26 protein-coding genes are annotated in these 25,151 nt (G+C 57.8%); 12 read left to right on the top strand and 14 right to left on the bottom strand.

The window, feature by feature from the left end; all coding sequences use genetic code 11:
• The first annotated feature begins 247 nt into the window (after positions 1–247).
• The 10 genes from AC2FLO_RS10455 to AC2FLO_RS10410 all read left to right on the top strand — a co-directional run bounded on the left by AC2FLO_RS10455 (position 248) and on the right by AC2FLO_RS10410 (position 9,399).
• Positions 248–802 (top strand): DUF3305 domain-containing protein, encoded by a 555-nt coding sequence (locus AC2FLO_RS10455; RefSeq protein WP_496752869.1) that lies wholly within the window; start codon positions 248–250, stop codon positions 800–802.
• Positions 799–1,374, top strand: coding sequence for a DUF3306 domain-containing protein (locus AC2FLO_RS10450; RefSeq protein WP_496752870.1), 576 nt, complete (start codon positions 799–801; stop codon positions 1,372–1,374). Before AC2FLO_RS10455 ends, AC2FLO_RS10450 begins: the two co-directional genes overlap by 4 nt.
• A gap of 4 nt (positions 1,375–1,378) precedes the next feature.
• Positions 1,379–1,990, top strand: a complete 612-nt coding sequence (locus tag AC2FLO_RS10445) for a TorD/DmsD family molecular chaperone (protein WP_480583792.1) — start codon at positions 1,379–1,381, stop codon at positions 1,988–1,990.
• 61 nt (positions 1,991–2,051) lie between these two features.
• Entirely contained in the window at positions 2,052–2,240 is a 189-nt protein-coding gene (locus AC2FLO_RS10440) for a ubiquinol-cytochrome c reductase iron-sulfur subunit N-terminal domain-containing protein (protein WP_496752871.1), read from the top strand.
• Positions 2,241–2,345: 105 nt separating this feature from the next.
• The gene (locus AC2FLO_RS10435) at positions 2,346–5,240 is read left to right on the top strand and encodes a formate dehydrogenase subunit alpha (RefSeq protein ID WP_496752872.1); all 2,895 of its coding nucleotides are present in this window, start codon (positions 2,346–2,348) and stop codon (positions 5,238–5,240) included.
• Between the two features lie 12 nt (positions 5,241–5,252).
• Positions 5,253–5,846: a formate dehydrogenase FDH3 subunit beta gene (fdh3B, locus tag AC2FLO_RS10430; RefSeq protein ID WP_209504177.1), complete on the top strand. Its 594-nt coding sequence runs from the start codon at positions 5,253–5,255 to the stop codon at positions 5,844–5,846.
• A 75-nt stretch (positions 5,847–5,921) separates the two neighbouring features.
• Positions 5,922–7,124, top strand: a complete 1,203-nt coding sequence (locus tag AC2FLO_RS10425) for a formate dehydrogenase subunit gamma (RefSeq protein ID WP_267365567.1) — start codon at positions 5,922–5,924, stop codon at positions 7,122–7,124.
• Positions 7,125–8,387: a c-type cytochrome gene (locus AC2FLO_RS10420; RefSeq protein ID WP_496752873.1), complete on the top strand. Its 1,263-nt coding sequence runs from the start codon at positions 7,125–7,127 to the stop codon at positions 8,385–8,387.
• 13 nt (positions 8,388–8,400) lie between these two features.
• Entirely contained in the window at positions 8,401–8,526 is a 126-nt protein-coding gene (locus tag AC2FLO_RS10415; protein ID WP_480583783.1) for a hypothetical protein, read from the top strand.
• Complete coding sequence (locus AC2FLO_RS10410; RefSeq protein ID WP_480485906.1) at positions 8,527–9,399, top strand: substrate-binding domain-containing protein; 873 nt, start codon at positions 8,527–8,529, stop codon at positions 9,397–9,399.
• A 64-nt stretch (positions 9,400–9,463) separates the two neighbouring features.
• Here AC2FLO_RS10410 and AC2FLO_RS10405 read toward each other — a convergent pair whose 3' ends face one another.
• The 10 genes from AC2FLO_RS10405 to AC2FLO_RS10360 form a co-directional block, all read right to left on the bottom strand.
• On the bottom strand, positions 9,464–10,279 hold the full coding sequence (locus tag AC2FLO_RS10405) for an ABC transporter substrate-binding protein (RefSeq protein WP_496752874.1): 816 nt from the start codon (positions 10,277–10,279) through the stop codon (positions 9,464–9,466).
• A 20-nt stretch (positions 10,280–10,299) separates the two neighbouring features.
• Positions 10,300–11,034: an ATP-binding cassette domain-containing protein gene (locus AC2FLO_RS10400; protein WP_480583777.1), complete on the bottom strand. Its 735-nt coding sequence runs from the start codon at positions 11,032–11,034 to the stop codon at positions 10,300–10,302.
• On the bottom strand, positions 11,027–11,740 hold the full coding sequence (locus tag AC2FLO_RS10395) for an ABC transporter permease (protein ID WP_496752875.1): 714 nt from the start codon (positions 11,738–11,740) through the stop codon (positions 11,027–11,029). Before AC2FLO_RS10395 ends, AC2FLO_RS10400 begins: the two co-directional genes overlap by 8 nt.
• 159 nt (positions 11,741–11,899) lie before the next feature.
• Positions 11,900–12,889 (bottom strand): ABC transporter substrate-binding protein, encoded by a 990-nt coding sequence (locus AC2FLO_RS10390; protein WP_496752876.1) that lies wholly within the window; start codon positions 12,887–12,889, stop codon positions 11,900–11,902.
• Between the two features lie 61 nt (positions 12,890–12,950).
• Entirely contained in the window at positions 12,951–13,796 is an 846-nt protein-coding gene (locus AC2FLO_RS10385) for an ABC transporter permease (RefSeq protein WP_496752877.1), read from the bottom strand.
• On the bottom strand, positions 13,793–14,710 hold the full coding sequence (locus AC2FLO_RS10380) for an ABC transporter permease (RefSeq protein WP_496811673.1): 918 nt from the start codon (positions 14,708–14,710) through the stop codon (positions 13,793–13,795). The genes AC2FLO_RS10385 and AC2FLO_RS10380 overlap by 4 nt, the downstream gene beginning before the upstream one ends.
• Complete coding sequence (locus AC2FLO_RS10375; protein ID WP_496811672.1) at positions 14,707–15,150, bottom strand: GNAT family N-acetyltransferase; 444 nt, start codon at positions 15,148–15,150, stop codon at positions 14,707–14,709. The genes AC2FLO_RS10380 and AC2FLO_RS10375 overlap by 4 nt, the downstream gene beginning before the upstream one ends.
• Positions 15,140–15,937, bottom strand: coding sequence for an ABC transporter ATP-binding protein (locus AC2FLO_RS10370; protein WP_209595940.1), 798 nt, complete (start codon positions 15,935–15,937; stop codon positions 15,140–15,142). Before AC2FLO_RS10370 ends, AC2FLO_RS10375 begins: the two co-directional genes overlap by 11 nt.
• A 54-nt stretch (positions 15,938–15,991) precedes the next feature.
• On the bottom strand, positions 15,992–17,446 hold the full coding sequence (gene hydA, locus AC2FLO_RS10365) for a dihydropyrimidinase (protein ID WP_496752878.1): 1,455 nt from the start codon (positions 17,444–17,446) through the stop codon (positions 15,992–15,994).
• A 91-nt stretch (positions 17,447–17,537) separates the two neighbouring features.
• A complete protein-coding gene (locus tag AC2FLO_RS10360) occupies positions 17,538–18,788 on the bottom strand; it encodes a Zn-dependent hydrolase (RefSeq protein ID WP_496752879.1) in 1,251 nt (416 codons plus the stop codon).
• Positions 18,789–18,960: 172 nt separating this feature from the next.
• On the opposite strand from AC2FLO_RS10360, the gene AC2FLO_RS10355 reads away from it, so the two are divergent.
• Positions 18,961–19,569, top strand: a complete 609-nt coding sequence (locus AC2FLO_RS10355) for a TetR family transcriptional regulator C-terminal domain-containing protein (RefSeq protein WP_209504191.1) — start codon at positions 18,961–18,963, stop codon at positions 19,567–19,569.
• A gap of 47 nt (positions 19,570–19,616) precedes the next feature.
• Here AC2FLO_RS10355 and preA read toward each other — a convergent pair whose 3' ends face one another.
• From preA to AC2FLO_RS10335, 4 genes are all read right to left on the bottom strand, one after another.
• The gene (preA, locus tag AC2FLO_RS10350) at positions 19,617–20,921 is read right to left on the bottom strand and encodes an NAD-dependent dihydropyrimidine dehydrogenase subunit PreA (RefSeq protein WP_480505528.1); all 1,305 of its coding nucleotides are present in this window, start codon (positions 20,919–20,921) and stop codon (positions 19,617–19,619) included.
• Positions 20,922–20,939: 18 nt separating this feature from the next.
• Positions 20,940–21,776 carry a class I SAM-dependent methyltransferase gene (locus AC2FLO_RS10345; protein ID WP_496752880.1) on the bottom strand — a complete coding sequence of 279 codons (837 nt, stop codon included), beginning with the start codon at positions 21,774–21,776 and terminating at the stop codon, positions 20,940–20,942.
• A gap of 46 nt (positions 21,777–21,822) precedes the next feature.
• Positions 21,823–23,157 carry an NAD(P)-dependent oxidoreductase gene (locus tag AC2FLO_RS10340; protein WP_496752881.1) on the bottom strand — a complete coding sequence of 445 codons (1,335 nt, stop codon included), beginning with the start codon at positions 23,155–23,157 and terminating at the stop codon, positions 21,823–21,825.
• A 159-nt stretch (positions 23,158–23,316) separates the two neighbouring features.
• Entirely contained in the window at positions 23,317–23,949 is a 633-nt protein-coding gene (locus AC2FLO_RS10335; protein ID WP_496752882.1) for a cupin domain-containing protein, read from the bottom strand.
• A 144-nt stretch (positions 23,950–24,093) separates the two neighbouring features.
• Between AC2FLO_RS10335 and AC2FLO_RS10330 the strand changes: the two genes are divergently transcribed.
• Positions 24,094–25,089 (top strand): GT-B fold glycosyltransferase domain-containing protein, encoded by a 996-nt coding sequence (locus AC2FLO_RS10330; protein ID WP_496752883.1) that lies wholly within the window; start codon positions 24,094–24,096, stop codon positions 25,087–25,089.
• Positions 25,090–25,151: the final 62 nt, after the last annotated feature.

Here is a 25,151-nt window from a genome sequence, read left to right as displayed (position 1 = left end):
AGCAATCCCGATCCTTTGCACTTTAGGCTGCATTCCCGATGAGGCAACTTCAACCCTGCGAAGCGCACAGCGCGCCCGGCAGAGTTTCGCGGCAAAATCCCATAAAACAAAAGCCTTCTCAGGCTTTGATCACGAAGACGCTACCGGGAATACGACCAAAGTATTAAAGCGCAGGCTTGGCACGTGGCTATTTTGTGTACCATAGTGGACATGGAAAGGCAGGGGAGAGCCTTTCGGGGAGGATCCAGTGGCCAAGGCCGCAAGCCAGATCGACATGCCGGTTGGCGTCATTGTGCGCAAAACACCCGGGGTCACACGTTGGGCCCGCTGGAACTGGCGCGCGGTCGCCGTGTTGCCCGGTGCAGGGCCAGCCGATTGGCAGGAACTGCGCCGCGAAGGCGAGGCGGTCGAATACCACGCTGCCACCCTCCCCCTGACCCTCTGGGCGGACGAGACCGAAGCCTACCTGGTCAACCTGTCGGACGGGCAGCCCTCAATCTATCTTGTACTGCGGAATGAGCTGAAGGGCGACACGCCCCTGAATGCAGTTCTGATCACCGCTTCTCCGTTCCAGGGGCAGGATTACGCAGATACCGGCGAAGACATTGTCGAGAAAATCCCAATGACCGAAGGGCTGATCGCCTGGGTACGGGATTTCACCCTGAAACATCACCAGCACGAAGTGTTCGTCAAGCGCCGTCGCGACAGAAAGCAAACCGATTTGGTGGAGGATGGTAAGGGCGACGCGCGTATCCGGCAGGCATCGGATATATTCCGCGCCCCGAGACGGGTGCTGCAATGACAGAGCGGCGTGATTTCTGGTCGCGCCGAAAGGCTGCCGTTCAGGCCGAAGCTGAAGCCGAGGCGCTGGCCCTTGAAGAACAGGTGATCGCAGCCCATCACGCCGAACTTGAAGAAAAGAGTGACGCCGAGATTTTGGCCGAATTCAACCTTCCCGATCCCGATACCCTCGGACCCGGCGAAGATATTTCAGGCTTTATGTCCAAGGCAGTGCCTGATCGCCTGCGGCGCCGTGCCCTGCGTCGGCTGTGGCGGTTGAACCCTGTTCTGGCCAATGTCGACGGGCTGGTTGATTACGGCGAGGACTACACCGATTCGGCCTGCGTGATCGAAAACATCCAAACCGCCTATCAGGTTGGAAAAGGCATGCTGGCGCATGTCGAGGCACTGGCCGCCGACGCGCAAGAAACGGAAGAAAACGAAATCGAGGCTGATACGCTCTCTGAACCTGAGGTCGTGCCGGTTGACCCCGATCCCGTGCCACAGCCGGTTTCAGTTGCTCAGGTAGAAGAGCCGGAAGAACTCGAACGTCCCCCGTCGCCACGTCGAATGACATTTGAATTTGAAGGATGACCGAATGACCGCAAGTGACGCGCACACTCTGGATGTTTCAGCCGAGGATCGCCTGCGCGCGGATTTCTATAACTTTCTGGGTCTGTTACTGGCAGGTCCTCCGGACCAGATATTGCTGAACCAAATGGCTGGTCTGGTCGGAGATGACACGGATCTTGGCAAGGCCATTCAATCCATGGCGCGGGTTGCCAAAGTTACCAAGCCAGCCGCTGCCGAACGGGAATTCAATGCGTTGTTCATCGGATTGGGCCGGGGTGAGTTGCTGCCTTACGCCAGTTTCTACCTGACGGGCTTCCTGAACGAGAAACCCTTGGCTCAGCTGCGCAATGACATGGCGGTTCGCGGGATCACACGTGCCCAGAACGTGTTCGAGCCCGAAGATAACATCGCCTCATTGATGGAGATGATGGCCGGAATGATCGTCGGGCGTTTTGGCAGCCCGGCATCCCTTGATGACCAAAAGGCATTCTGGAGCAAGCATATCGGCCCGTGGGCCACGCATTTCTATTCGGATTTGGAAGCAGCCGAGAACTCGGTTCTTTATGCATCCGTCGGCACTGCCGGTCGGGTGTTCATGGAGATCGAGCGCGAAGCGTTCCGGATGACGACAGCGTGAACCGCTGTCATTCGCCAGCGCCCAAACGGGCGTTACACTGCAATTGGGAAAGGAGGTTCCCATGAGCAAGACCAAGGAAGAAGGCGCCACCCGCCGTGACTTCCTCAAACTGGCCGGAACCGCAGCACCTGCTGCCGTTTCCGCCGCCAGCCTGACCGGGAAGGCCGAAGCCGCCGCGCTGCCGACCGACGAAACCCGCATTCAGGATACTGCGCATACACGCGCCTACATCGAGAGCACCCGGTTCTAGGACCGGACGCTTTCACACCCGGCAGACGGTTGCGATTGGCCCTGACGTCGGTTTCAGCAGTACCAAGCCAGCCGTGGCTGACACGGCGCGCAAGGGAGGAAAGACATGCTTAGGAAAAAGACCAACGGGGTTGCGAGACGCCCCCAGCGGACAAGTATCCTGTCCCAGGTCGGCGAGAAAACCGTCGATCGCCGCGCATTCCTGCGTGGCTCGGGCCTGACGATCGGCGGCCTTGCCGCGATCAGCGCCACGGGTGGAACCGTGACGCCAGCCAGTGCCCAGACAGCGGCCAATCAGGCCGTCGAAAACATCAAATCCGTATGCACCCACTGTTCGGTCGGCTGTACCGTCGTTGCCGAAGTGCAGAACGGTGTCTGGGTCGGGCAGGAACCCGGCTGGGACAGCCCGTTCAACCTGGGTGCACACTGTGCCAAGGGGGCGTCGGTTCGCGAGCACGCCCATGGCGAGCGCCGCCTGAAATATCCGATGAAAAAGGAAGGCGGCGAGTGGAAGCGCATCAGCTGGGAAGAGGCGATCAACGAGATCGGCGACGGCATGATGTCGATCCGCGAAGAATCCGGGCCCGACAGCGTGTATTGGCTGGGCTCAGCAAAACACAATAACGAACAGGCCTATCTGTTCCGCAAATTCGCCGCCTACTGGGGCACGAACAACGTGGACCATCAGGCCCGTATCTGTCACTCGACCACTGTTGCGGGTGTTGCGAATACATGGGGCTACGGCGCCATGACTAATTCGTATAACGACATCCACAACTCGCGCGCCATCTTCATCATCGGCGGTAACCCGGCCGAGGCGCACCCTGTCTCTCTGCTGCACGTTCTGCGCGCGAAAGAACAGAACAACGCCCCGCTGATCGTCTGCGACCCGCGATTTACGCGCACCGCAGCCCATGCGGATGAATATGTCCGTTTCCGCCCGGGTACAGACGTTGGACTGATCTGGGGCATCCTGTGGCACATCTTCGACAACGGTTGGGAGGATAAAGAGTTCATCCGCACCCGTGTCTGGGGCATGGACCAGATTCAGGATGAGGTGGCCAAATGGACGCCTGAAGAAACAGAACGCGTCACCGGCGTGCCTGGCTCGCAACTGAAACGTGTTGCCCGAACCATGGCCAACAACCGCCCCGGCACGGTCATCTGGTGCATGGGCGGCACACAGCACACCAACGGCAACAACAACACCCGCGCCTATTGCGTGCTTCAGCTTGCGCTGGGCAACATGGGTACCTCGGGTGGCGGTACCAATATCTTCCGCGGCCACGACAACGTGCAGGGCGCGACAGACCTTGGTGTGTTGTCCCACACCCTGCCCGGCTATTACGGCCTGTCCGCGGGCGCATGGGGCCACTGGAGCCGCGTCTGGGGCGAAGACCTGGATTGGCTGAAGGGCCAGTTCGCCACGATCAAGGGCAAAGACGGCAAGGACAAACCGCTGATGAATGAAAGCGGTATCCCGGTATCCCGCTGGATCGACGGTGTTCTGGAAGACCCTGCGAACATGGATCAGGACAACAATGTCCGTGCCATGGTTCTGTGGGGTCATGCGCCGAACTCGCAAACGCGGGGTCCGGAAATGAAAACGGCAATGGAAAAGCTGGACATGCTGGTCGTGATTGACCCGTATCCCACTGTCTCGGCCGTTCTGCATGACCGCACCGATGGCGTCTACCTTTTGCCCGCCTGTACGCAGTTCGAAACCCGTGGCTCGGTCACCGCGTCAAACCGCTCGTTGCAGTGGCGTGACAAGGTCGTTGATCCGCTGTTCGAAAGCCTGCCGGACGAGGTCATCATGGCCAAGTTCGCCAATAAGTTCGGTTGGGCGGATCGCCTGTTCCGCAATATCGAGATGGAAGACCCCGAGACCCCGAATGTTGAAAGCATCACGCGTGAATTCAACTCGGGCCTCTGGACCATCGGATATACCGGGCAGTCGCCGGAACGCTTGAAAAGCCATATGGCCAATCAGCACACGTTCGACCGAACCACGCTCCAAGCCATTGGTGGACCAAACGACGGCGAATATTATGGTCTGCCCTGGCCGTGCTGGGGAACCGCTGAGATGGGTCATACGGGGACTCCGAACCTCTATGACATGTCCAAACCGGTGGCCGAAGGCGGCTTGACCTTCCGCGCCAGGTTCGGAGTGGAACGCGATGGCGACAACCTGCTGGCCGAAGGGGTCTATAGCGTTGGATCAGAAATTCAGGACGGATACCCTGAATTCACGATGCAGATGCTGATGGACCTTGGCTGGGACGGCGACCTGACGGCTGAAGAACGCGCTGCAATCGATGCCGTTGCAGGCCCCGAGACCAACTGGAAAACCGACCTTTCGGGCGGTATCCAGCGGGTGGCGATCAAGCATGGCTGTGCGCCCTTCGGGAACGCCAAGGCCCGCGCGGTCGTCTGGACCTTCCCGGATCCGATCCCACTGCATCGCGAGCCGCTTTATACGAACCGGCGTGATCTGGTGGTGGACTATCCAACCTACGAGGACCGGCACGCCTATCGCCTGCCCACCCTTTATGCTTCGATCCAAAAGAACGACTTTTCAAAGGATTACCCGATAATCCTGACGTCAGGTCGTCTGGTCGAATATGAAGGCGGCGGCGACGAAAGCCGGTCTAACCCATGGCTTGCTGAACTTCAGCAGGACATGTTCGTCGAGATCAACCCGCGCGATGCCAACAACCTTGGCATTCGGGACGGGCAACAGGTCTGGGTCGAAGGTCCGGAAGGCGGTAAGGTCAAGGTGATGGCGATGCTGACCAATCGGGTCGGTGCCGGTGTCGCCTTCATGCCTTTCCACTTTGGCGGCCATTTCCAGGGCGAGGACTTGCGGCACAAATACCCCGCCGGTGCTGACCCCTATGTTCTGGGCGAAAGTTCCAACACCGCCCAGACTTATGGCTATGATTCAGTGACCCAGATGCAGGAGACCAAGTGTACTCTCTGCAAGATCTCGGCAGCGTAAGGAGGACGATTAATGGCTAGAGCAAAGTTTCTCTGCGACGCTGAACGCTGCATCGAATGCAACGCCTGCGTAACCGCGTGCAAGAACGAGCATGAGGTACCCTGGGGTATCAACCGCCGCAGGGTGGTGACGATCAATGACGGCAATCCGGGCGAACGCTCGATCTCGGTGGCCTGTATGCATTGTTCGGATGCGCCCTGCATGGCGGTGTGCCCGGTCGACTGCTTCTATCAGAACGAAGAAGGTGTTGTCCTGCACTCCAAGGACCTGTGCATCGGTTGCGGTTATTGCTTTTACGCGTGCCCGTTTGGCGCGCCGCAATACCCGCAGGCAGGCAATTTCGGTTCGCGCGGCAAGATGGACAAATGCACCTTCTGCGCCGGTGGTCCCGAAGAAAACCACTCGACCGCAGAGTTCGCCAAATACGGTCGCAACCGGATCGCCGAGGGCAAACTGCCCATCTGCGCCGAAATGTGCTCCACCAAGGCCCTGCTTGCCGGTGACGGCGACGTGGTGTCGGCTGTTTACCGTGAACGCGTCGTGGCGCGCGGTTTCGGCTCGGGCGCCTGGGGTTGGGGTACTGCCTACGACCAGAAAGACGGCTAAGCCGCTGTCTGCACAAAGCAATGGACAACCCGCTCGGCGCGGGTTGTCCGATCTTGGAATTTGACCGAGGTTCAGATGCTCCGCTTTCTCATCGCTTTTCTGTTCACCCTTGGACTGACCTTTTCGGCAGCCGCCCAAACGACCGATGACAGCAACGCCACGCCTGAAAGGGCGGGAACCGGCGGAGCGACGACCCTTGAAGATATTCTCGCCCGGCAACGTGGTGAGCAGGTGGATAACGGATATCGCTCCGGCAATACCGGCCAGAGCAATGTCGAGGGGCTGATGGGTCAGCTTGGCACCCGTGGTGTCGCGTCGGACAGTGATGTATATCGTGCGTTGCGCTATGGCTCGGCCAATGTGACCGTATCGTCAAACGGCCCCGCCGCAAGCGTGTTGATACAGGATGGCGGCATGTGGTGGCTGAACTTCCGCAGCGGACCGCTGCGCGAATATGGCACTTACATCATCGCCGGGATGCTGGGCATCATTCTGCTGTTCTTCCTGATCCGTGGGAAAATCCGCATTGATGGAGAGAAAACGGGCCGCACGGTCACCCGTTTCAACGGGATTGAACGTTTTGGCCATTGGCTGTTTGCTGGATCGTTCCTGATCCTCGCCATTACTGGTTTGCTCACGCTCTATGGCCGCGACTTCCTGATCCCGATCTTCGGCAAGGAAGGTTTCGCCACCATCGCACAGGGCTGCAAGTGGCTGCATAATAATCTGGCCTGGGCTTTCATGCTGGGTCTGATCATTGTCACGGTGAACTGGATTGCTCATAACATCCCCAACCGCACTGACCTGAAATGGCTGGCCGCTGGCGGGGGCCTGTTCACCAAGGGCAACCACCCGCCCGCCCGGAAATTCAATGCGGGGCAAAAGATCATCTTCTGGGCCTGCATCCTGCTGGGCGTGTCGATCAGCCTGTCCGGCTTGTCACTGCTGTTCCCGTTCGAGATGCCCCTGTTCGCCAAGACCTTCTCGGTCGCAAACGCCACGGGCATTCCGCAGGCGCTGGGTCTGACCTTGCCAGTGCAGATGTCACCGCAAGAAGAGATGCAATTCGCCCAAGTCTGGCATGTCATGATTGCCTATGTGTTCATCGCGATCATCGTCGCGCATATCTATCTCGGCTCGGTCGGGATGGAAGGCGCGTTTGACGCCATGGGAACCGGAGAGGTCGAAGAACAATGGGCGCGCGAGCATCACTCGCTCTGGCTGGAAGAGGTGCAGGAAAAAGAGGCTGGCAAAGCAGCCGCCTCACCCGCTGAATAGATGCGTGGGCTGGTTCTGGCGCTGGCGCTGGTGCCCCTGCCTGCCGTGGCAGAATTCTTTACACTGAAAGGGCATGGCGGGCCTATCATGGGCATTGCCACCGCGCCAGACGGTCGCATCGCAACAGCCAGTTTCGACAATTCAGTGGGTCTTTGGACCGGGCAAACGCCTGATTGGTTCGAAGGCCACGAGGCCGCCGTGAACGCAGTCGCGTTCAACGGCTCCGCTTTCTATTCTGCCGGGGACGATTTCACCCTGCGCAAATGGCCAAGCGGTGAAGTCATTGGCCGACACAAGGGCAAGATTGTCGGCCTTGCCGCGTCAGAAACCCTTATTGCCACGGCCAGCTGGGATGGAACAATCGGCCTGTGGCCTGTCGATGGCACAGAACCCGCGCGGCTTGGACCGACCGGCAGTGGCGTAAACGCGGTCGCATTCTCACCTGACGGCACGCAGCTATTTTCGGCGGGCGTCGACGGCGCTTTGCGTCTATGGGACGTGTCCAGCGGGCAAGAAACAAGGCGTCTGGTCGAGCACGGGTTCGGCATCAATGAACTGGCCCTGAATGCACAGGACAACTGGCTCGCTTATGGTGCGGTAGACGGTGTCACACGTATCCTTGACCTTTCCAACGGTGAAGAGCGCGATTTCACTCTGGACCGCCGCCCGATCCTTGCCCTTGCACTCAGCCCGGATCGGAAACTTTTGGCCGTAGGCGATGGCGAAGGGTATATAATGGTCATCGACACCGTCGATTGGCGCATTGCACAGGATTTTCGCGCCACGTTGCGCGGTCCGGTCTGGGCTTTGGCATTTTCCAAAGACGGTAAAAACATCCATGCGGGTGGACTTGACGAGGCGATGTACAGCTGGCCTGTGGACGCTCTGTCCGACCAACACCAGATGGCCTCGGCAGAACCGAGTTTCCTGAAAAATCCTGATGAGATGGACAACGGGGAACGCCAGTTTGCGCGCAAATGTTCGATCTGTCACAGCCTGTCCTCTGATAACGCGCGACGTGCAGGCCCAACCCTGCACGGTGTATTTGGACGTCAGGCCGGCACGGTTCGTGGATATTTGTACTCGGATACATTGCAAGGCTCTGATATCATTTGGAATGACGAGACAATAAATGCCCTTTTCGACCAAGGGCCAGACCACTACATTCCGGGGTCGAAAATGCCGATGCAGCGAATTGCCAAAGCACAGGATCGCCAGGATCTTATTGCTTTTTTGCGTCGCGCAACAACTGACCGGAACTGAACCGGAGGAGCCCATGAAAGCCTTTCTTGCCGCCGTCGCCGCGATGGTCGTTATTGCAGGCGCAGCCCCGTTTGTGCTGGAACAGATCGGGTTCAGCACCGCTGACACTACGTCCGGCATCGCCGTGCGCCTCGACTGAATGGCGCAATATCTGACCACCCGTGAACTGGCCGATCTGCTGCGCATTGGCGAGCGGAAGGCTTATGACCTTGCCTCGTCAGGCGAGGTGCCGTGTGTGCGCGCCATGGGCAAGCTGTTGTTTCCGCGGGCCGAGATCATTGCCTGGCTCAACGCGTCGCGATCCGGCCCTCAAGTCGCAGAACCGCCCCTGCCCCCGATCATAGCAGGCAGCCACGATCCCTTGCTGGACTGGGCGCTGCGTGAAAGTGGGTCGGGGCTGGCCACCTATTACGACGGTTCTTTTGATGGCCTGATCAGGCTCAGTGAACGAAGCGCACAGGCCGCTGTGTTACACATCCACGAAAATGGCGGATTCAACAAGGAATCCCTGCAAGACACTTTAGGCGAAGCCCCGGTGATCCTATACGAAGTCGCCCGACGTGAGCGTGGATTGCTTCTTGCCCCGGGCATATCCGACATCAATTCTTTTGACGACCTCAAGTCACGCACCGTCATACTGCGTCAGGACAGTGCGGCAAGCCAGCGCCTGTTTGACGCCCAACTGGACGCCCACGGCCTGCGCCGGGATGATCTGGACATTCGACCCGGCTGCGCACGTACAGAAGAAGAACTTGCGATCGCCCTGCATGACCGGAAGGCCGAGACCGGTTTTGGGCTTGGCGCCCTAGCCGGTCTCTACAACTTAGGTTTTGTCCCCACTCATTCCGAGCGGCTGGATCTTGCCATCTGGCGTCGGGCCTTTTTCGATCCGCCGATACAGAAACTGCTAACCCTGTTGCGCTCGGGTCAGTTCGCCCAGCGGGCGCGCGAGTTCGGCGGCTATGACCTGTCTGGTCTTGGCACGATCCACCACAATGGGGCCAGCGGGTGAAAATCCACCCGCGCCTTCATCTTTTCAAAAATACTCGCCCCGCAGGGGCTGGCCGCAGGCCAGCTTATTGCGCATTGGGGAAAAACACCTGCTGACCGTCCAGCTGGAAAGAGGCAATCGCCTGCTGCCCGTCGGGCCCGGTCAACCAGTCGATGAAACGCTGACCAGCGGCCGCCCGTACATGCGGATGCTTTTCAGGATTCACGAGGATCACACCATACTGGTTGAACAGACGCGGGTCGCCTTCGATCAGGATCTCAAGATTGCCTCTGTTACCAAAGGACAGCCACGTCGCCCTATCTGTCAGAGTGTACGCGTCCATGCCGCTGGCAACGTTCAGCGTCGCCCCCATACCTGAACCGGTTTCCCGATACCAACTGCCGGACGCGCCGGTTGGGTCAAGCCCCGCAGCCGACCAATGCCGCAGCTCGGCCTTGTGCGTTCCGCTGTCATCACCGCGCGACGCAAACGGGGCTTCAGCCTTTGCAATCGCTGTAAGAGCGCTCAGAATGTCGGCACCACCGCGAATTCCGGCGGGATCCGCCTTGGGGCCCACCAATACAAAATCGTTATACATCAGGTCCTTCCGTTCCATGCCATATCCATCAGCGACGAATTTCTCTTCGGCGGATTTAGCGTGAACCAGCAGAACGTCCCCGTCACCATTCACTGCGTTGCGGATTGCCTGACCGGTTCCTACAGCCACAACGCGCACGTCAATGCCCGACTCGGCCTCGAACCACGGCAGAATATAATCCAACAGCCCCGAGTTCTGGGTGGATGTCGTAGACTGCACGACAATGAACGGTGTCTCTGCCAAGGCCGCATTTGCCGACAGACCAAAGGCTATCACCGCTGCCCGAAGTATTGCGCGGAACATCATTTTCTCCGTTTTATATTTTAGGTAACCAATCCACCCGCGAGGTAGCGACGCGATGCTTCGCTTTCGGGGGTATCCAAAACCTGTTTTGCGGGGCCGTGTTCAACCACATGACCGCCCTGCATCATGACCACATCCGACGCCAAACGACGGGCCTGGCCAATATCATGTGTGACCATCACGATCCGTACACCCCGCGCCGAGGCGCGTAGAACCATACGTTCGATCATCTGTGTCGCGCCGGGATCAAGGGCGCTGGTCGGTTCGTCCAGAAACAGTGTTTCGGGCTCCAGCGCCAAGGCACGCAAAATGGCCAGCCTCTGGGCCTCGCCCCCCGAGAGCGACCGGGCAGATTGCCAGGCCTTCCCCTCCAGCCCGCCTTCGGCCAGCAACTCGATGATACGTGCCTTTCTCGCCGCTCGCCCCATGCCCTGACGCTTGAGGACAAAGCCCAGGTTTGCAGCAACAGACCGTCGCAACAGAACCGGTCTCTGAAATACCATGGCTTGGCGCGTTTTCTGCGCGGCGCCCAGAGGGTTTCCGTCCTGCACCACCCGCCCGCGATCCGGCGAGATCAGGCCATGCAAGCACCGTAGCAACAGACTTTTTCCCGCACCGTTGGGGCCAAGAAGCAACGTCGGCCCCGGACCATCCAGAACCAATGAAGGAACATCCAGCAAAACCTTGCCGTTGCTGCGAATTTGCACTTTTTCAACCGTCAGACAGTTCGACATCTCGCAGATCACGTCACGCATGGCGCAACCCCTCCTGTTCGGCCCGCAAACTGACCGCGCTGACCATCGCGTTTACCGCAATTGCAATCCCGATCAGGATCGCCCCCAGCGCCAGTGCCAGCGACAGATTTCCCTTCGACGTTTCAAGCGCAATGGTTGTCGTCATCACGCGGGTCACATGATTGATGTTTCCGCCAACGATGATAACCGCGCCCACCTCGGCGATGGCGCGTCCGAAACCGGCAAGCAAGGCCGTGACCAGTGCCAGTCGCGCATCCCACAACAAAACCGGGACCGAGGCCAGCCGTGACACTCCCAAGGACCGCAGCTGTTCTGAATATTCCTCAGCCAACATTTCAACAACCTGGCGCGTCAGAGCCGCGACAATGGGAGTGACCAACACCACCTGCGCAATGATCATGGCGGTCGGAGTGTACAATAGCTCAAGCACCCCCAAGGGGCCCGAACGGGACAGCATCAGATAGACCAGCAGGCCCACGACAACCGGCGGAAACCCCATCAGTGCATTCATCAGGACGATCAGCATCCGGCGGCCGTGGAACCGGGCGACGGCCAACGCAGCCCCCACGGGCATTCCGATCAGAGCAGAAACCAGCACCGCAAACACGGACACTTTCAGAGACAACAGCACAATTGCCCACAGCTCAGAATCTCCCCCAAGGATCAAGGCAATCGCAGCGCTGAATTCTGTTGAAAATTCCTGCATTTTATTCCCTGAAATCCACCATTCGTATGGAAACGCGTAAGTTTACAGGGAAATACTACTTTATATCGGTGCCAAGTACAGACACAATTCCGACACCACGAATGCGAAACGCGGCCCCGATTGGGACCGCGCTTTTGACCTTCAAATTAACGGTTAGCGTCAGTTCAGAGCAGCGTCCGTAATCTGGTGCGTCCAGGCCCCTTCAGGTGTCTTGGTGATCACCGGGTCAGAACCTCCGGCCAGCAGGGTACCAACGGTGCGATCAAAATCCGCCGGGTCCAGCGCGCCGTTCGAACCTGCGGTCAACTTTGCGATCTCACCCATCATGCGTTTCTGATGTTCTTCCGTCTGCGCACCCGTTGCATCGTTCTCCAGCACGATATCCGCCGCTTCGTCGGGGTTCTCCTCGGCGTATTTCCAACCTTTCATCGAGGCGCGAACAAACCGCTGCATCTTGTCGGTGAAGGCCGCATCGCTGAGATTTTCTTCCAAAACGTAAAGACCATCTTCCAGCGTCGCGACACCCTGGTCTTCGTATTTGAAGGTTACCAGTTCATCCGGGCTGACACCGGCATCGATGACCTGCCAGTATTCATTGTAGGTCATGGTGCTGATGCAATCCGCCTGACGTTGCAGCAGCGGATCGACGTTGAAGCCTTGTTTCAGAACTTCCACACCGTTGTCGCCTTTCCCATCAGTGCTGATGCCCAACTGGCTCATCCAGCTCATGAATGGAAATTCATTGCCAAAGAACCAGACACCCAGCGTGCGGTTCTTCAGGTCCTCAGGCGACGAAATACCGGCATCTTTCCAGCAGGTCAGCATCATGCCCGAGCTTTTGAACGGCTGGGCGATGTTCACCAACGGCAACCCTTTTTCACGTGCGGCCAGAGCGGCAGGCATCCATTCAACGGTCACATCAGCACCGCCGCCCGCAATCACCTGCGTCGGAGCGATGTCAGGCCCACCGGGCAGAATGGTAACGTCCAGGCCTTCTTCCTCGTAAAAGCCCTTGTCCTTGGCAACGTAGTAGCCCGCGAATTGTGCTTGCGTGACCCATTTCAGTTGCAGTGTCACTTCATCCGTCGCCAGCGCCGTACTGGCTGCCAGACCAAAGGCGGCAACCGCCCCGCTGAATAGCTTATTCATCTTCATTTCTCCTAGTTGCTTGTTGCGCCCCGATTTTCAGGGTCTGTTGATTTTCTTCGTCTTATCCGCGTTGTGAGGGGTGCCAGAACGTCACCACTTTTTCGATTCCCGCCACCAGGCCATAAAAGGCCGTACCCGCGATAGCGGCAACAACGATTTCGGCCCAGACCATGTCCAACGACAATTGACCGACGCTGGTGGAAATCCGAAATCCCATACCGAGCGTTGGCGATCCGAAGAATTCCGCCACGATGGCGCCAATCAAAGCCAAAGTTGTCGAAATCTTCAACCCGTTGAAAATGAAAGGCATCGCCGCGGGCAGCCGCAGCTTCAGAAAGCTCTGCCAATAGCTTGCAGCATAAGTTTCCATCAAGTCACGCTGCATTGCGGTGGCCTCGCGCAGACCGGCCACGGTGTTGACCAGCATCGGAAAGAACACCATCACAACCACCACCGCCGCTTTGGAATGCCAATCAAACCCGAACCACATGACCAGAATGGGTGCCGTCCCCACAATGGGCAAAGCCGCGACGAAATTTCCGACTGGCAATAGCCCCAAACGCAGGAAATCCCACCGATCGACAGCAATCGCCATAAGGAAGGCCGATCCACAGCCGATAACATATCCGCTGAGCGCTCCTTTCAGGATTGTCTGAACAAAGTCGGCCCAAAGAATGTCAAGGCTACCTGCAAATCGCACTGCTATGGCAGACGGTGCCGGCAGAATGACCAGCGGCACTTCAAGCCCACGGACCACCAGCTCCCAGGCTCCAACAATGGTCAGACCAAAAATCACCGGTGCCAGAAAGCGTACCATCTGGCTGTCGGCTTGCGGGCCACTGGCCAATCGGCTGTTCAACCACCAGCCGAAAGCCCACAGCAGCAAAGCAAAGCCAACCAACATCATTGCGCCATCCCCATCCGCTTCAGAACCGACCGTTCAATCAATCCCAACAAACCGACCAGGCAAGCGGCCAGAATGGCCGCAGCAAACAGCGCTGACCATATCTGCACGGTTTGACCATAGTAACTGCCTGCCAGCAACCGAGCACCCAATCCTGCGACAGCGCCTGTCGGCAGCTCACCCACGATTGCGCCGACCAACGACGCCGCAATACCGATCTTCAACGAGGTGAACAGGTATGGCATCGACGCCGGCAGGCGCAGTTTCCAAAACCCCTGCGATTGGCTGGCATTATAGGTCCGCAACAGGTCAAGTTGCATCGCGTCAGGGCTGCGCAACCCTTTGACCATGCCGACGACAACCGGGAAAAAGCTCAGATACGCTGATATGATCGCCTTGGGAATGATCCCCTGAACCCCGACCGAGTAAAGAACCACGATAATCATCGGTGCCAGAGCGATAATCGGGATCGTCTGGCTAACGATAGCCCATGGCATGACCGACAAATCCACCACGCGGCTATGCACGATCCCAACGGCCAACAGGACACCCAGCCCGGTCCCGATGACAAAGCCCAGCATCGTAGCGCTGAGTGTCACCCACCCATGAAAGATCAGCGATCTTTTCGAGTTGATTTTCTTCAGAACAGTTGTATCCCACAGTTCAATCGCCACCTGATGAGGTGATGGCAAACGGGGCTTGCCTTGCTCCCAAGTTGCTGGAATCGCGAACGAATTATTCAGAACCAGACCAAACTCTCCCAGATCCCGGCGCGCACTTGCGGTGGGTGGCTGAACCTCGGCACCGCCACGTTCAAGCTCGGTCAAAACCCCTTTGATGTTCATCGGAACGCAAGCGACATACCAGAACAGAACGATCACGGCGACGACGGTGAAAACGGCAATGATCTGCTTCATGCGTGCCACTCCATTCGATAGACGGGCACTGTATCCGGCGGTACGGGTGGTTCTTCGGCAGTTACCTCGAACCCTTCACGGCGGTAAAACCTCTGCGCCGCCTGATTGGGTTTGTGTGTTGTCAGCCAAAGATGGGTCCGACCCCGCTTCGCCTTGGCAACGAAACGCTTGCCAATTCCCTGCCCCGTCCGGCTGCAATACAACGCACCGATTTTACACTGCGCCGGATCTATGGACATGTAGCAATCAACCGGATCACCCGCGACCCAGATCTCGCGACTGTCGAACGCTTCATGGATCAGGGTCGACAATTCCTCCACCGGTAATTCATCAGGCATCCAGTCCGTCTGCCAGGCCCAGTTGCAAATCACACGAGCACAAGCCGGCAAGTCACTTACCACGGCCCGTCTGATGGTTTCTGCCCCCGGATCAGTCGTCATAAGAATGCCCCGCCCGCAACCCGTCGCGAACACGATGGGCCACTTCGATGAATTCCGGAGTGTCACGAATGTCCAACGGCCGTTCCTTTGGCAGCGGGCTGTCGATCACATCCGTAATCCGCCCCGGCCGCGGGCTCATCACGACAATTTTGGTGCTCAGATATACGGCTTCTGGAATCGAATGCGTCACGAAGCCGATGGTCTTTTCTGTTCTGGCCCAAAGCGCCAGAAGCTGCTCGTTCAAGTGGTCCCGTACAATCTCATCCAAAGCGCCGAACGGCTCATCCATCAACAAGATATCAGCATCAAAGGCCAAGGCCCGCGCGATGCTGGCGCGCTGCTGCATCCCACCGGATAACTGCCAGGGAAACTTTCCGCCAAATCCTTCAAGATCAACCAGTTCCAGGACTTTTCTCACCCTTTCCTCCTGCTCGGATGCGGAATAGCCCATGATCTCAAGCGGCAACTTGATGTTCTTTGCTATGGTGCGCCAGGGATAAAGGCCCGCTGCCTGAAAGACATACCCATAGGCCCTGTTCCGCCGTGCTTCGTCCGCTGTCATTCCGTTGACAGTCAGCGACCCGCCGGTCGGTGTCTCCAAGGCCGCAATACAGCGCAGGAAAGTGGTTTTCCCACAGCCCGAGGGGCCAATGAAACTAACAAATTCACCCTTGTCGATCGTCAGGTTCACGTCTTTCAACGCGTGAACAGGCCCGTCATTGGTTTGAAAGGTGAGGTCAAGCTGCCTTGCTTCGATGACGTGCTGGGTCGTGCTTTCAGTGGTCATTCTATTGCCTTGAAAAGAGTGGTGCTGGGGCCGCCCAGAAAACGGCCCAACGGATCAAACCCCCGTCGCCGGGATACCTGTCCGCTCAACTGGCCGAGGGGCGGTTAGTTCTTTCCACGCGCTCAAAGCCTTGTTGACGGTCGTATTTGCCTCGCGCGCAACGAACTCGCCATGGCCTTCCTGCGTGCGGATTTCACCATCATGTACCGCAACCTGTCCACGGGTCAGCGTAAAGCGCGGCAGGCCTTTGACCTCTTTGCCCTCAAACACGTTGTAGTCGATCGAAGATTGCTGCGTACTGGCTCTGATCGTTTTCGTTTTTTCAGGATCCCACACGACGATATCCGCATCCGCTCCAACAAGGATCGCGCCTTTTTTAGGGTAGCAATTCAGTATCTTGGCGATGTTTGTTGAAGTCACTGCAACAAATTCATTGGGCGTCAGGCGTCCGGTATTCACACCATGCGTCCACAGCATCGGCATCCGATCTTCCAAACCGCCGGTCCCGTTCGGGATCTTGGTGAAATCCCCAACTCCAAAGCGTTTCTGTTCGGTCGTGAAGGCGCAATGGTCGGTTGCCACAACACTCAGCGACCCTGATTGCAGGCCATTCCACAGGCTGTCCTGGTGCTGCTTATTGCGGAACGGGGGGCTCATGACCCGCCGCGCGGCGTGGTCCCAATCCTGATTGAAATATTCGCTTTCATCCAAGGTCAGATGCTGAATCAGCGGCTCGCCCCACACCCTCTTGCCCTGCATTCTGGCTCGGCGAATGGCCTCATGAGACTCTTCGCAGGATGTATGAACAACATACAGCGGCACGCCCGCCATATCTGCGATCATGATGGCCCGGTTGGTCGCCTCGCCCTCTACTTGCGGCGGTCGGGAATAAGCATGCGCTTCCGGGCCAGAGTTCCCCTCGGCCAGAAGCTTGGCGCTCAGTTCGGCAACGACGTCTCCGTTCTCGGCATGCACCATTGCGATGCCGCCCAGTTCGGCCAAACGCCTGAACGAAGCATAAAGCTCATCGTCATTCACCATCAACGCGCCTTTATAGGCCATGAAATGCTTGAACGTGTTGATGCCGCGCGTCTCGATCACGGTCTTGAGGTCGTCAAATACCTGTTCCCCCCACCATGTCACCGCCATGTGGAACGAGTAGTCGCAATTCGCCCGCGTTGATTTGTTGTCCCAGCGCTTCAGGGCATCCAACAGGCTTTCACCCGGATTGGGCAGTGCGAAGTCAACAACCATAGTCGTGCCCCCCGCCAGGGCCGCCCGCGTACCGCTTTCGAAATCATCGCTGGAATAGGTGCCCATGAACGGCATTTCCAGATGGGTATGCGGATCAATCCCACCGGGCATCACATAACAGCCGGTCGCGTCCAGCTCGTTATCACCTTTCAGACCCATCCCGATCTCGGTGATGACGCCGCCTTCGACCAATACATCCGCCTTGTATGACAAATCCGCGGTGACAACGGTTCCGTTTTTAATAACAGTACTCATTTTGAACTCCCTGATGCGGTCTGCGCCGCTTGCTTCATCTGGCCAAAAATATCCCGGGGGAGTCGCCCTTGGGCGACGGGGGCAGCGCCCCCTATTCCACGATTTCGGCAGTCTCGACCACGGCATGCAGCAGGACATCTGCCCCGGCTGCCGCCCAATCCTTGCTGATCTCTTCAGCCTCATTATGGCTCAGCCCATCCACACAGGGGCACATGACCATAGCGGTCGGGGCCACACGGTTGATCCAGCAGGCATCATGCCCCGCGCCCGAGATGATGTTGGTATGCGAATAGCCCAGCCTTTCAGCCGCATCGCGCACGGCAGACACGCAATCGTCGTCGAACTTCACCGGATCGAAACCGCCGACTTTCTCGAATTCGATCTGCAGGCCCATTTCTTCGACAATATCTTCCGCCGCCACCCGCAGGCGATTTTCCATGTCGGTGATCACCTCCAGCTCGGGCGAGCGGAAATCGACCGTGAAAACGACTTTTCCGGGGATTACGTTGCGAGAATTCGGGAATACGTCGATATGCCCCGCGGCACCGACCGCATGCGGTGCATGAGACCAGGCGATTTCGTCCACTTTCTCAAGAATGCGCGCCATCGCAAGCCCGGCATTCTTGCGCATCGGCATCGGGGTTGAACCGGTATGGGCATCCTTGCCGGTCACCGTGACCTGTGTCCAGCTCAGACCCTGACCGTGGGTGACGACGCCGATATCCTTTCCTTCGGCTTCAAGGATCGGACCCTGTTCGATATGCAACTCAAAGAAAGCGTGCATCTTGCGCGCGCCGACTTCTTCTTCGCCGCGCCAACCGATCCGGTTCAGCTCATCCCCGAACTTCTTACCCTCGGCATCTTCACGGCCATATGCCCAGTCCTGCGTGTGCATTCCCGCAAAGACACCAGACGACAGCATGGCAGGCGCATATCGCGTCCCTTCCTCGTTAGTCCAGTTGGTTGCCACGACGGGATGTTTTGTCTTGATCCCGAGATCATTGAGCGTGCGGATAATCTCCAGCCCGCCCAGAACGCCCAGCACACCGTCATATTTTCCGCCGGTCGGCTGCGTATCCAGATGCGATCCCACATAGACCGGCAAAGCGTCCGGGTCGGTGCCCTCACGATGCGCAAACATGTTGCCCATCTGGTCCAGCCCCATGGTGCATCCAGCCTCTTCACACCATTTCTGGAACAAGGCACGGCCTTCGGCATCCTCGTCAGTCAGAGTTTGCCGGTTATTCCCCCCCGCAACACCGGGACCGATCTTGGCCATCTCCATCAGGCTGTCCCACAACCTGTCGCCATTGATCCTGAGATTCTGCGCCGGAGCTGCCATTGTCTTATTCCCTGTTTGCTTGCGATTATGCTCGCTATTGGTGTCTTGATTTGACCAACTGGTCAAACTCACGCTATCACGGGTTCGGTATCAGTCAAGAAATTGCGCGGCAAAGCCTGAAATTTCAGTGTAATCCGTGCCTATCCGACGAAAAAAGAGACACACTGAAATCATGCCGAAAGACCGCGCACCGACTCGTATCCAGAAGAAGAACCGAGCCGCGATTCTCGAAGCTGCCCTGAATGTGTTTTCCGCACACGGGTTTCGTGGGGCGACCGTCGATCAGATTGCTGCCGAGGCGGGGTTGAGCAAACCCAATCTCCTCTACTATTTCGCGTCGAAAGAAGCGATCCACACCGAATTGCTTTCGGGCTTGCTGGAAACCTGGCTGGCGCCCCTGCACGATCTGGATGAGACCGGTGATCCGATGGAGGAAATGCTGGCCTATATTCGCCGGAAACTGCAAATGAGTCAGGAGCTACCACGGGAAAGCCGCCTTTTTGCCAATGAGCTTGTGCAAGGTGCCCCCCGCATTCACGACGCTTTGTCCAATGATCTCAAACAACTGGTTGACGAAAAGGTCACCATTCTCACCAATTGGATGGATCAGGGTAAAATCGCGCGGTTGCACCCTTATCATCTGATGTTTTCGATCTGGGCGCTGACGCAGCATTATGCCGATTTCGACGTTCAGGTACGGGCTATTCTGGGTGACGAAAACCCGTTTGAGGGTGCAGAACCCTTTGTCGATACGCTGTACCGAAAGCTTCTGACGCCATGAATTCAGGGGCCGCGTCAGCGGCCCCTCAGGGATATTCCCTGTCTCGATCATTCCGCTGCTTTGGCCATCGGATTGTTCGGGTGCGTGGTCCAGTTCGCGTAGGTCGGCTGAACCTCTTTCCCGGTGCGCGGATCGATTTCACCTGCCGCCATCGGCACCATCGAAATACAGCCTTCCACCGGGCAGACATCAACGCAGAGGTTACAGGCGACACATTCGTCATCCATCACCTCGAACACACGGTCATCCGATATTGAAATCGCCTGATGGCTGGTATCTTCACAGGCGGCGTAGCATCGGCCGCATTTGATGCACTGGTCCTGATCGATCTTGGCTTTGGCGATGTAGTTCAGGTTCAGGTATTGCCAATCGGTGACATTGGGCACCGCGCGCCCGATCACCTCATCAATGCTGGTATAACCCTTTTCATCCATCCATTCCGACAGACCTGCAGTCAATTCATCAATGATCTTGAACCCATAGGTCATCGCAGCGGTACAGACCTGCACCGTGCCACAACCCAGTGAAATAAACTCGGCCGCATCACGCCATGTGGTGACACCCCCGATGCCCGAGATCGGCATGCCATGCGTCGCCTCGGCCCGAGCGATTTCGGACACCATCGACAGGGCGATCGGCTTCACGGCAGGGCCGCAATATCCTCCGTGGCTGCCCTTGCCATCAATCGAGGGTTCTGGGCTGAACGTGTCCAGATTTACGCTGGTGATCGAATTGATCGTGTTGATCAGCGACACCGCATCCGCGCCACCATTTCTGGCCGCCGCCGCAGGTTTCCGGATATCGGTGATATTCGGTGTCAGTTTCACGATGACCGGACGGTCATAGTATTGCTTGCACCAACGCGTGACCATCTCGATATATTCCGGCACCTGCCCTACGGCGGACCCCATACCGCGCTCGCTCATCCCGTGCGGGCAACCGAAGTTCAGTTCGATTCCGTCCGCGCCGGTTTCAGCCACGCGCGGTAGAATGGCTTTCCAGGCTTCTTCTTCGCAGGGCACCATGATCGAAGCGATCAGGGCGCGATCCGGATAGTCGGACTTGACCCGCGCCATTTCCTCGAGGTTTACCTCAAGCGGGCGGTCGGTGATCAGTTCGATATTGTTCAGTCCCAGCAAACGGCGGTCGGCACCGTAGATCGCGCCATACCGCGGGCCGTTCACATTTACGACCGGCGGTCCCTCGGACCCCAGCGTCTTCCACACAACACCGCCCCAACCGGCCTCAAACGCGCGACGAACATTGTATTCCTTGTCCGTCGGCGGCGCAGAGGCCAGCCAGTAAGGGTTGGGGCTGGAAATGCCCAGAAAGTTAGTCGTCAAATCGGCCATGGCTTCTCCCTTCCCGGCTCAGCCGGATTTTTTGAATATCATTTCGGTCGGACGTATGCGCCCGGCCTTGAGGTTTTTGACATAGTTCTGAAACTTTTCGGGTGCCGTCTCGCCCATCATCAGATGAATGCCCAGCGGTGCCGGGCCGGATTCGGCAATCTTTGCAAAGACGTCCTCGAAGAACTGTATCGCGAATTCGGTGCGATCCGTTTCTGTCACCAGTTCAAAACCCGCGGCGCTTGCCGCAGACTTGTAAACATCCGGCGCATCCACGAACGAGGTTTCGGCAACAGTGGACCACGGCAGAGGGAAAGCCAGCGGCTCGTCCACGTCTCCGGCCATCACATCGAACAGGGCAAAAGTGCCACCCTTGGCCAGCGCCCGCGACACTTCGGCGAACAGCCCGGCCTTGTCCTTTATGTTCATGCCCACATGCATCATGACGGCCAGGTCGAACCCAGCATCCGGCACCGGCATGTCCAATGCGCTGCCCACATGAAAGCTGGTTTTCGAGGAATGCCCGACCATATCGCTGAGCACCTTGGCGGTTTCAACGAGTTCCGGTGTCAGATCGACGCCTGTTACTGTCGAGTCATAGCGATCCACGACATAGCGAGAGGTCCCGCCGATACCGCATCCGACATCCAGAACACGGGTCGCATGGGTCGGCGACAACTGCGCAAACAGGTTGTTGGTCGCCAGAACGCCGCCCGTATGGAACTCGTCCCCTGCTTTCAGGTCTGCGACCGTGGCCGCATCCGGATCGATACCGCTGGCCTCAAGCGCCGCGCGGACGCGGTCGGTCAGTGCTCCGGTGGTGTAGTGTTGCGCTACGGCTTGTTCGATCTGGGACATGGGATTACCTCAGCAGCGAAAGGAATGGGGTGAATACCCCATCCTATCACGAAACCAGCGTCGCGTGGATGTCCATCGCTGCATCCCGGCCTTCGGCAACAGCCGTAACGGTCAGGTCTTCGCCCCCCGCCGCGCAATCTCCGCCTGCCCAGACACCGGCCACAGAAGTGCGTCCCGCACCGCTGACAGCGATCTTGTTGCCGTCCAGCTTCAGCCCTTCCGGCGCACCTTCCAGCGTCTGACCGATGGCCTTGAGAATCTGGTCTGCCCGCAGCCGGACCGTTTCACCGGTTCCGGTGAGTTGGCCGTTCTGGCTTGAGGTATACTCCAGTTCTATCTCGGCGGCAGTCCCATTGCCGTGTACCGCCACCGGCTGCACGTTGGTCAAGATCTGAACCCCGTGCGAGGCTGCCAGATCCTGCTCGTACCGGCTGGCACCCATGGCGTCGCGGCCCCGGCGATAGGCAATGGTGACGTTCTCGGCACCTAACAATTTGGACTTTACCGCTGCGTCCACTGCAGTCATGCCTCCGCCAATCACGACGACGTTCCGCCCGACAGGAAGCTGTGCAAGATCACCAGCCTGCCGCACGTCCGAGATGAAATCGACGGCATCCCGCACGCCGTCCTTGTCAACACCATCCGCGCGCAGGGCATTCACCCCGGCAAGACCGATGGACAGGAACACCGCATCGTAGTTTTCGACCAGACCATCCAGCGAGATGCCTTCACCCAGAACCGACCCGGTTTCAACCGTGATACCACCGATTTTCAACAGCCAGTCGACTTCGGCCTGCGCAAAATTGTTGGTCGATTTATAGGCGGCAATCCCGTATTCGTTCAGACCGCCCGGTTTGGGCTTGCCTTCGTGGATCACCACGTCATGACCCAGCATGGCAAGACGATGCGCGCAGGCCAGACCGGCAGGCCCTGCCCCCACGACAGCAACCGTCTTCCCGGTTGATGCCGCACGTTCAAACGGATGCGCGCCCGCAGACATAAGATCATCCGTCGCAAAGCGCTGTAGCCGTCCGATTTCGACCGGCTTGCCTTCTGCCGTCTCGCGAACACAGGCCTCTTCGCACAGTGTTTCCGTCGGACAGACACGGGCGCACATTCCACCCAAAATGTTCTGCTGAAAAATCGTTCGCCCGGCTGCCTGCGGCTGTCCGGCCTGAATCTGACGGATGAATAGCGGAATATCGATGTCTGTCGGACACGCTGTCACGCAAGGTGCGTCATAGCAGAAATAACAACGGTCTGCTGCAACTGCGGCCTCATGCGGGGCCAATGGCGGATGCAGATCGGTGAAATTCGAGGTCAGCTGATCGCTTGAAAGCCGCCCGGCGACGATGCCGGGTGCCATCTGGCCCTGTGCCATCACTCTACTCCCTGTAGATATGTTTGTTATGACCTCAGCTTGCCACAAATAAATTTTTTATCAATTGGTAAAATTTGCCAAATGGTCAAAAAATTGAAAATCCGGGCCGTAGAACCCGGATTCATTGGCATTTTGGTTAATTTCAGGGCCGAAAAGCTTTCAGACCATTTCGCCAAGATGGTGGGACTTGGTCCAAACCCGGGCGCCGTCAGGCCCTGCAACGGCCCGCGAGTGCGTTCCGGGCGGCAAGCGCAACCAGTCCCATGTAGAAAATTCCTCCCCCGATTCAGAGAAACTGCCGCTTATGACAAACACTTCCATGCCTTCGCGCGCATCCAACTCGACCACGTCCCCCGCCGCCCATGTCCGCACAAAAACGTCCTCATGATCATCTTTGAACAGTTGTACGTCAGAATCGCCATTTATCGAGCGGCGCACCTCCGTACGGTCTTGCGGGTCAAACTGGTGCAGCTTGACCAGAATGGTCGCGCCTTCCGCTGCAGACGGAGTGTGCGAGGACGTCGGTGGATTGCGCACATAGCTGCCGACGGGGAAATATCCGGTCTCGTCCTGAAACACGCCGTCAAGCACCAGATATTCCTCGCCGCCGTCATGGGTATGGGCGGAAAAAGCGCTGCCGGGCGCAAAGCGGACAATGGTCGTTGCGCGGGCCACCTCATCACCAATTCGGTCCAGCATTTTACGCTCGACGCCAGCCGCAGGGGAAGCGACCCATTCGCTATTGTCAAAATGAACTGCGACCCGTTTTGTGAAATCCGCATTGATCCGCATGTGTAACCCTTTCTGCTGCGACCCCTGAAAGAAATGGGATCGCGTGATGAAATTTCAAATTTTCCGCTTTTGACGCCTTGGGCCGCTTGCTGTAATCCGGACTGCAAGGTGCACGGTCAAACACCTGTCGGGAAACAGGCATAGATGCAGGCAACGTCACAGAAATTCAACATCGCGGTCGTCGGTCAAAACAACCACCTGCAATACGAAGCCCTGCTGTTTGCGGCTTCACTGCGCCATTCTTCACCGCAATTCGAGGGCAAACTATTTGTCGCCACACCCAATCCGGGGCCCCGCTGGAAACAGGACCCGCGCATTCAGGACGAAGAAGTTCTGAAAGCCCTGAAACAACTGGGTGCCGAAATTCTGCCCTTCGACTCGCATGTATTCGGTGAAAGCTATCCGTACGGCAACAAGATCGAAGCGCTGATGGCTCTGCCGGAAGATGAGCCCTTTGTGTTCTTTGACACCGACACGCTGATCACTGGCGAGATCACATCTGTACCTTTTGACTTCGACCGCCCCAGCGCATCACTGAAGGTTGAAGGGACATGGCCCAAACCAACGCTGTATGGCCCCGGTTTTGACGGTATCTGGCGCGCGCTTTACGCCCGGTTCGGGTTGGTTTTCGAAAGCTCGCTGGACACCGATCAACCCCATGACCACTGGCGGCGGTACCTGTATTTCAATGCAGGCTATTTCTTCTACAAATGCCCGCGAAAATTTGGTGAGCGTTTTCTGGACTACGCCAAAACAATCCGCGACGAAAACATTCCGGAGTTGACTGGCCAAAGCCTTGACCCTTGGCTGGATCAGGCCGCCCTGCCCCTTGTCATTCACTCGTTCGGCGGTGGTCGTGATGTTTTGCCCCCCGGTTTGCTGGACGGGTCCGTCAGTTGCCACTATCGCCTGTTTCCCTTGCTTTACGCCCGTGAAAGCGACCATGTGATAGACGTCGTGGAGGCCATCGTCGCTCCAAACAAGGTCAAGAAAGTTCTCAAGCAATATGAGCCGCTGAAAAAGATGGTGCTGCAGGGGAAAGGCGCAAAAGTCCGCGCCCTGTTTGACCGGGATCATCTGCCACGACGTGAACAGGCCATCCGCAACACGATCAAAAGCAAGGGCCTCTGGCTGCGCTGACAGGATCGTTGTGCGCAGGCGGGCAATGGCCTACAGATTTCGCAAGACAAATTCCAACAGGA

The organism is Ruegeria sp. TASC047 (genome assembly GCF_059612445.1).
This window is presented reverse-complemented; position numbering and strand designations above follow the sequence as displayed.

Excerpts from the sequence above, each read along its gene's own strand:
- hydA (WP_496752878.1), bottom strand. The coding sequence starts at position 17,446 with ATGAGTACTGTTATTAAAAACGGAACCGTTGTCACCGCGGATTTGTCA.
- AC2FLO_RS10380 (WP_496811673.1), bottom strand. The coding sequence starts at position 14,710 with ATGAAGCAGATCATTGCCGTTTTCACCGTCGTCGCCGTGATCGTTCTG.
- AC2FLO_RS10360 (WP_496752879.1), bottom strand. The coding sequence starts at position 18,788 with ATGGCAGCTCCGGCGCAGAATCTCAGGATCAATGGCGACAGGTTGTGG.
- AC2FLO_RS10445 (WP_480583792.1), top strand. The coding sequence starts at position 1,379 with ATGACCGCAAGTGACGCGCACACTCTGGATGTTTCAGCCGAGGATCGC.
- AC2FLO_RS10340 (WP_496752881.1), bottom strand. The coding sequence starts at position 23,157 with ATGGCACAGGGCCAGATGGCACCCGGCATCGTCGCCGGGCGGCTTTCA.
- AC2FLO_RS10345 (WP_496752880.1), bottom strand. The coding sequence starts at position 21,776 with ATGTCCCAGATCGAACAAGCCGTAGCGCAACACTACACCACCGGAGCA.
- AC2FLO_RS10395 (WP_496752875.1), bottom strand. The coding sequence starts at position 11,740 with ATGCAGGAATTTTCAACAGAATTCAGCGCTGCGATTGCCTTGATCCTT.
- AC2FLO_RS10355 (WP_209504191.1), top strand. The coding sequence starts at position 18,961 with ATGCCGAAAGACCGCGCACCGACTCGTATCCAGAAGAAGAACCGAGCC.
- preA (WP_480505528.1), bottom strand. The coding sequence starts at position 20,921 with ATGGCCGATTTGACGACTAACTTTCTGGGCATTTCCAGCCCCAACCCT.
- AC2FLO_RS10415 (WP_480583783.1), top strand. The coding sequence starts at position 8,401 with ATGAAAGCCTTTCTTGCCGCCGTCGCCGCGATGGTCGTTATTGCAGGC.
- AC2FLO_RS10400 (WP_480583777.1), bottom strand. The coding sequence starts at position 11,034 with ATGCGTGACGTGATCTGCGAGATGTCGAACTGTCTGACGGTTGAAAAA.
- AC2FLO_RS10375 (WP_496811672.1), bottom strand. The coding sequence starts at position 15,150 with ATGACGACTGATCCGGGGGCAGAAACCATCAGACGGGCCGTGGTAAGT.
- AC2FLO_RS10390 (WP_496752876.1), bottom strand. The coding sequence starts at position 12,889 with ATGAATAAGCTATTCAGCGGGGCGGTTGCCGCCTTTGGTCTGGCAGCC.
- AC2FLO_RS10335 (WP_496752882.1), bottom strand. The coding sequence starts at position 23,949 with ATGCGGATCAATGCGGATTTCACAAAACGGGTCGCAGTTCATTTTGAC.
- AC2FLO_RS10450 (WP_496752870.1), top strand. The coding sequence starts at position 799 with ATGACAGAGCGGCGTGATTTCTGGTCGCGCCGAAAGGCTGCCGTTCAG.
- AC2FLO_RS10370 (WP_209595940.1), bottom strand. The coding sequence starts at position 15,937 with ATGACCACTGAAAGCACGACCCAGCACGTCATCGAAGCAAGGCAGCTT.
- AC2FLO_RS10440 (WP_496752871.1), top strand. The coding sequence starts at position 2,052 with ATGAGCAAGACCAAGGAAGAAGGCGCCACCCGCCGTGACTTCCTCAAA.
- AC2FLO_RS10425 (WP_267365567.1), top strand. The coding sequence starts at position 5,922 with ATGCTCCGCTTTCTCATCGCTTTTCTGTTCACCCTTGGACTGACCTTT.
- AC2FLO_RS10405 (WP_496752874.1), bottom strand. The coding sequence starts at position 10,279 with ATGTTCCGCGCAATACTTCGGGCAGCGGTGATAGCCTTTGGTCTGTCG.
- AC2FLO_RS10410 (WP_480485906.1), top strand. The coding sequence starts at position 8,527 with ATGGCGCAATATCTGACCACCCGTGAACTGGCCGATCTGCTGCGCATT.
- AC2FLO_RS10330 (WP_496752883.1), top strand. The coding sequence starts at position 24,094 with ATGCAGGCAACGTCACAGAAATTCAACATCGCGGTCGTCGGTCAAAAC.
- AC2FLO_RS10385 (WP_496752877.1), bottom strand. The coding sequence starts at position 13,796 with ATGATGTTGGTTGGCTTTGCTTTGCTGCTGTGGGCTTTCGGCTGGTGG.
- AC2FLO_RS10435 (WP_496752872.1), top strand. The coding sequence starts at position 2,346 with ATGCTTAGGAAAAAGACCAACGGGGTTGCGAGACGCCCCCAGCGGACA.
- AC2FLO_RS10420 (WP_496752873.1), top strand. The coding sequence starts at position 7,125 with ATGCGTGGGCTGGTTCTGGCGCTGGCGCTGGTGCCCCTGCCTGCCGTG.
- fdh3B (WP_209504177.1), top strand. The coding sequence starts at position 5,253 with ATGGCTAGAGCAAAGTTTCTCTGCGACGCTGAACGCTGCATCGAATGC.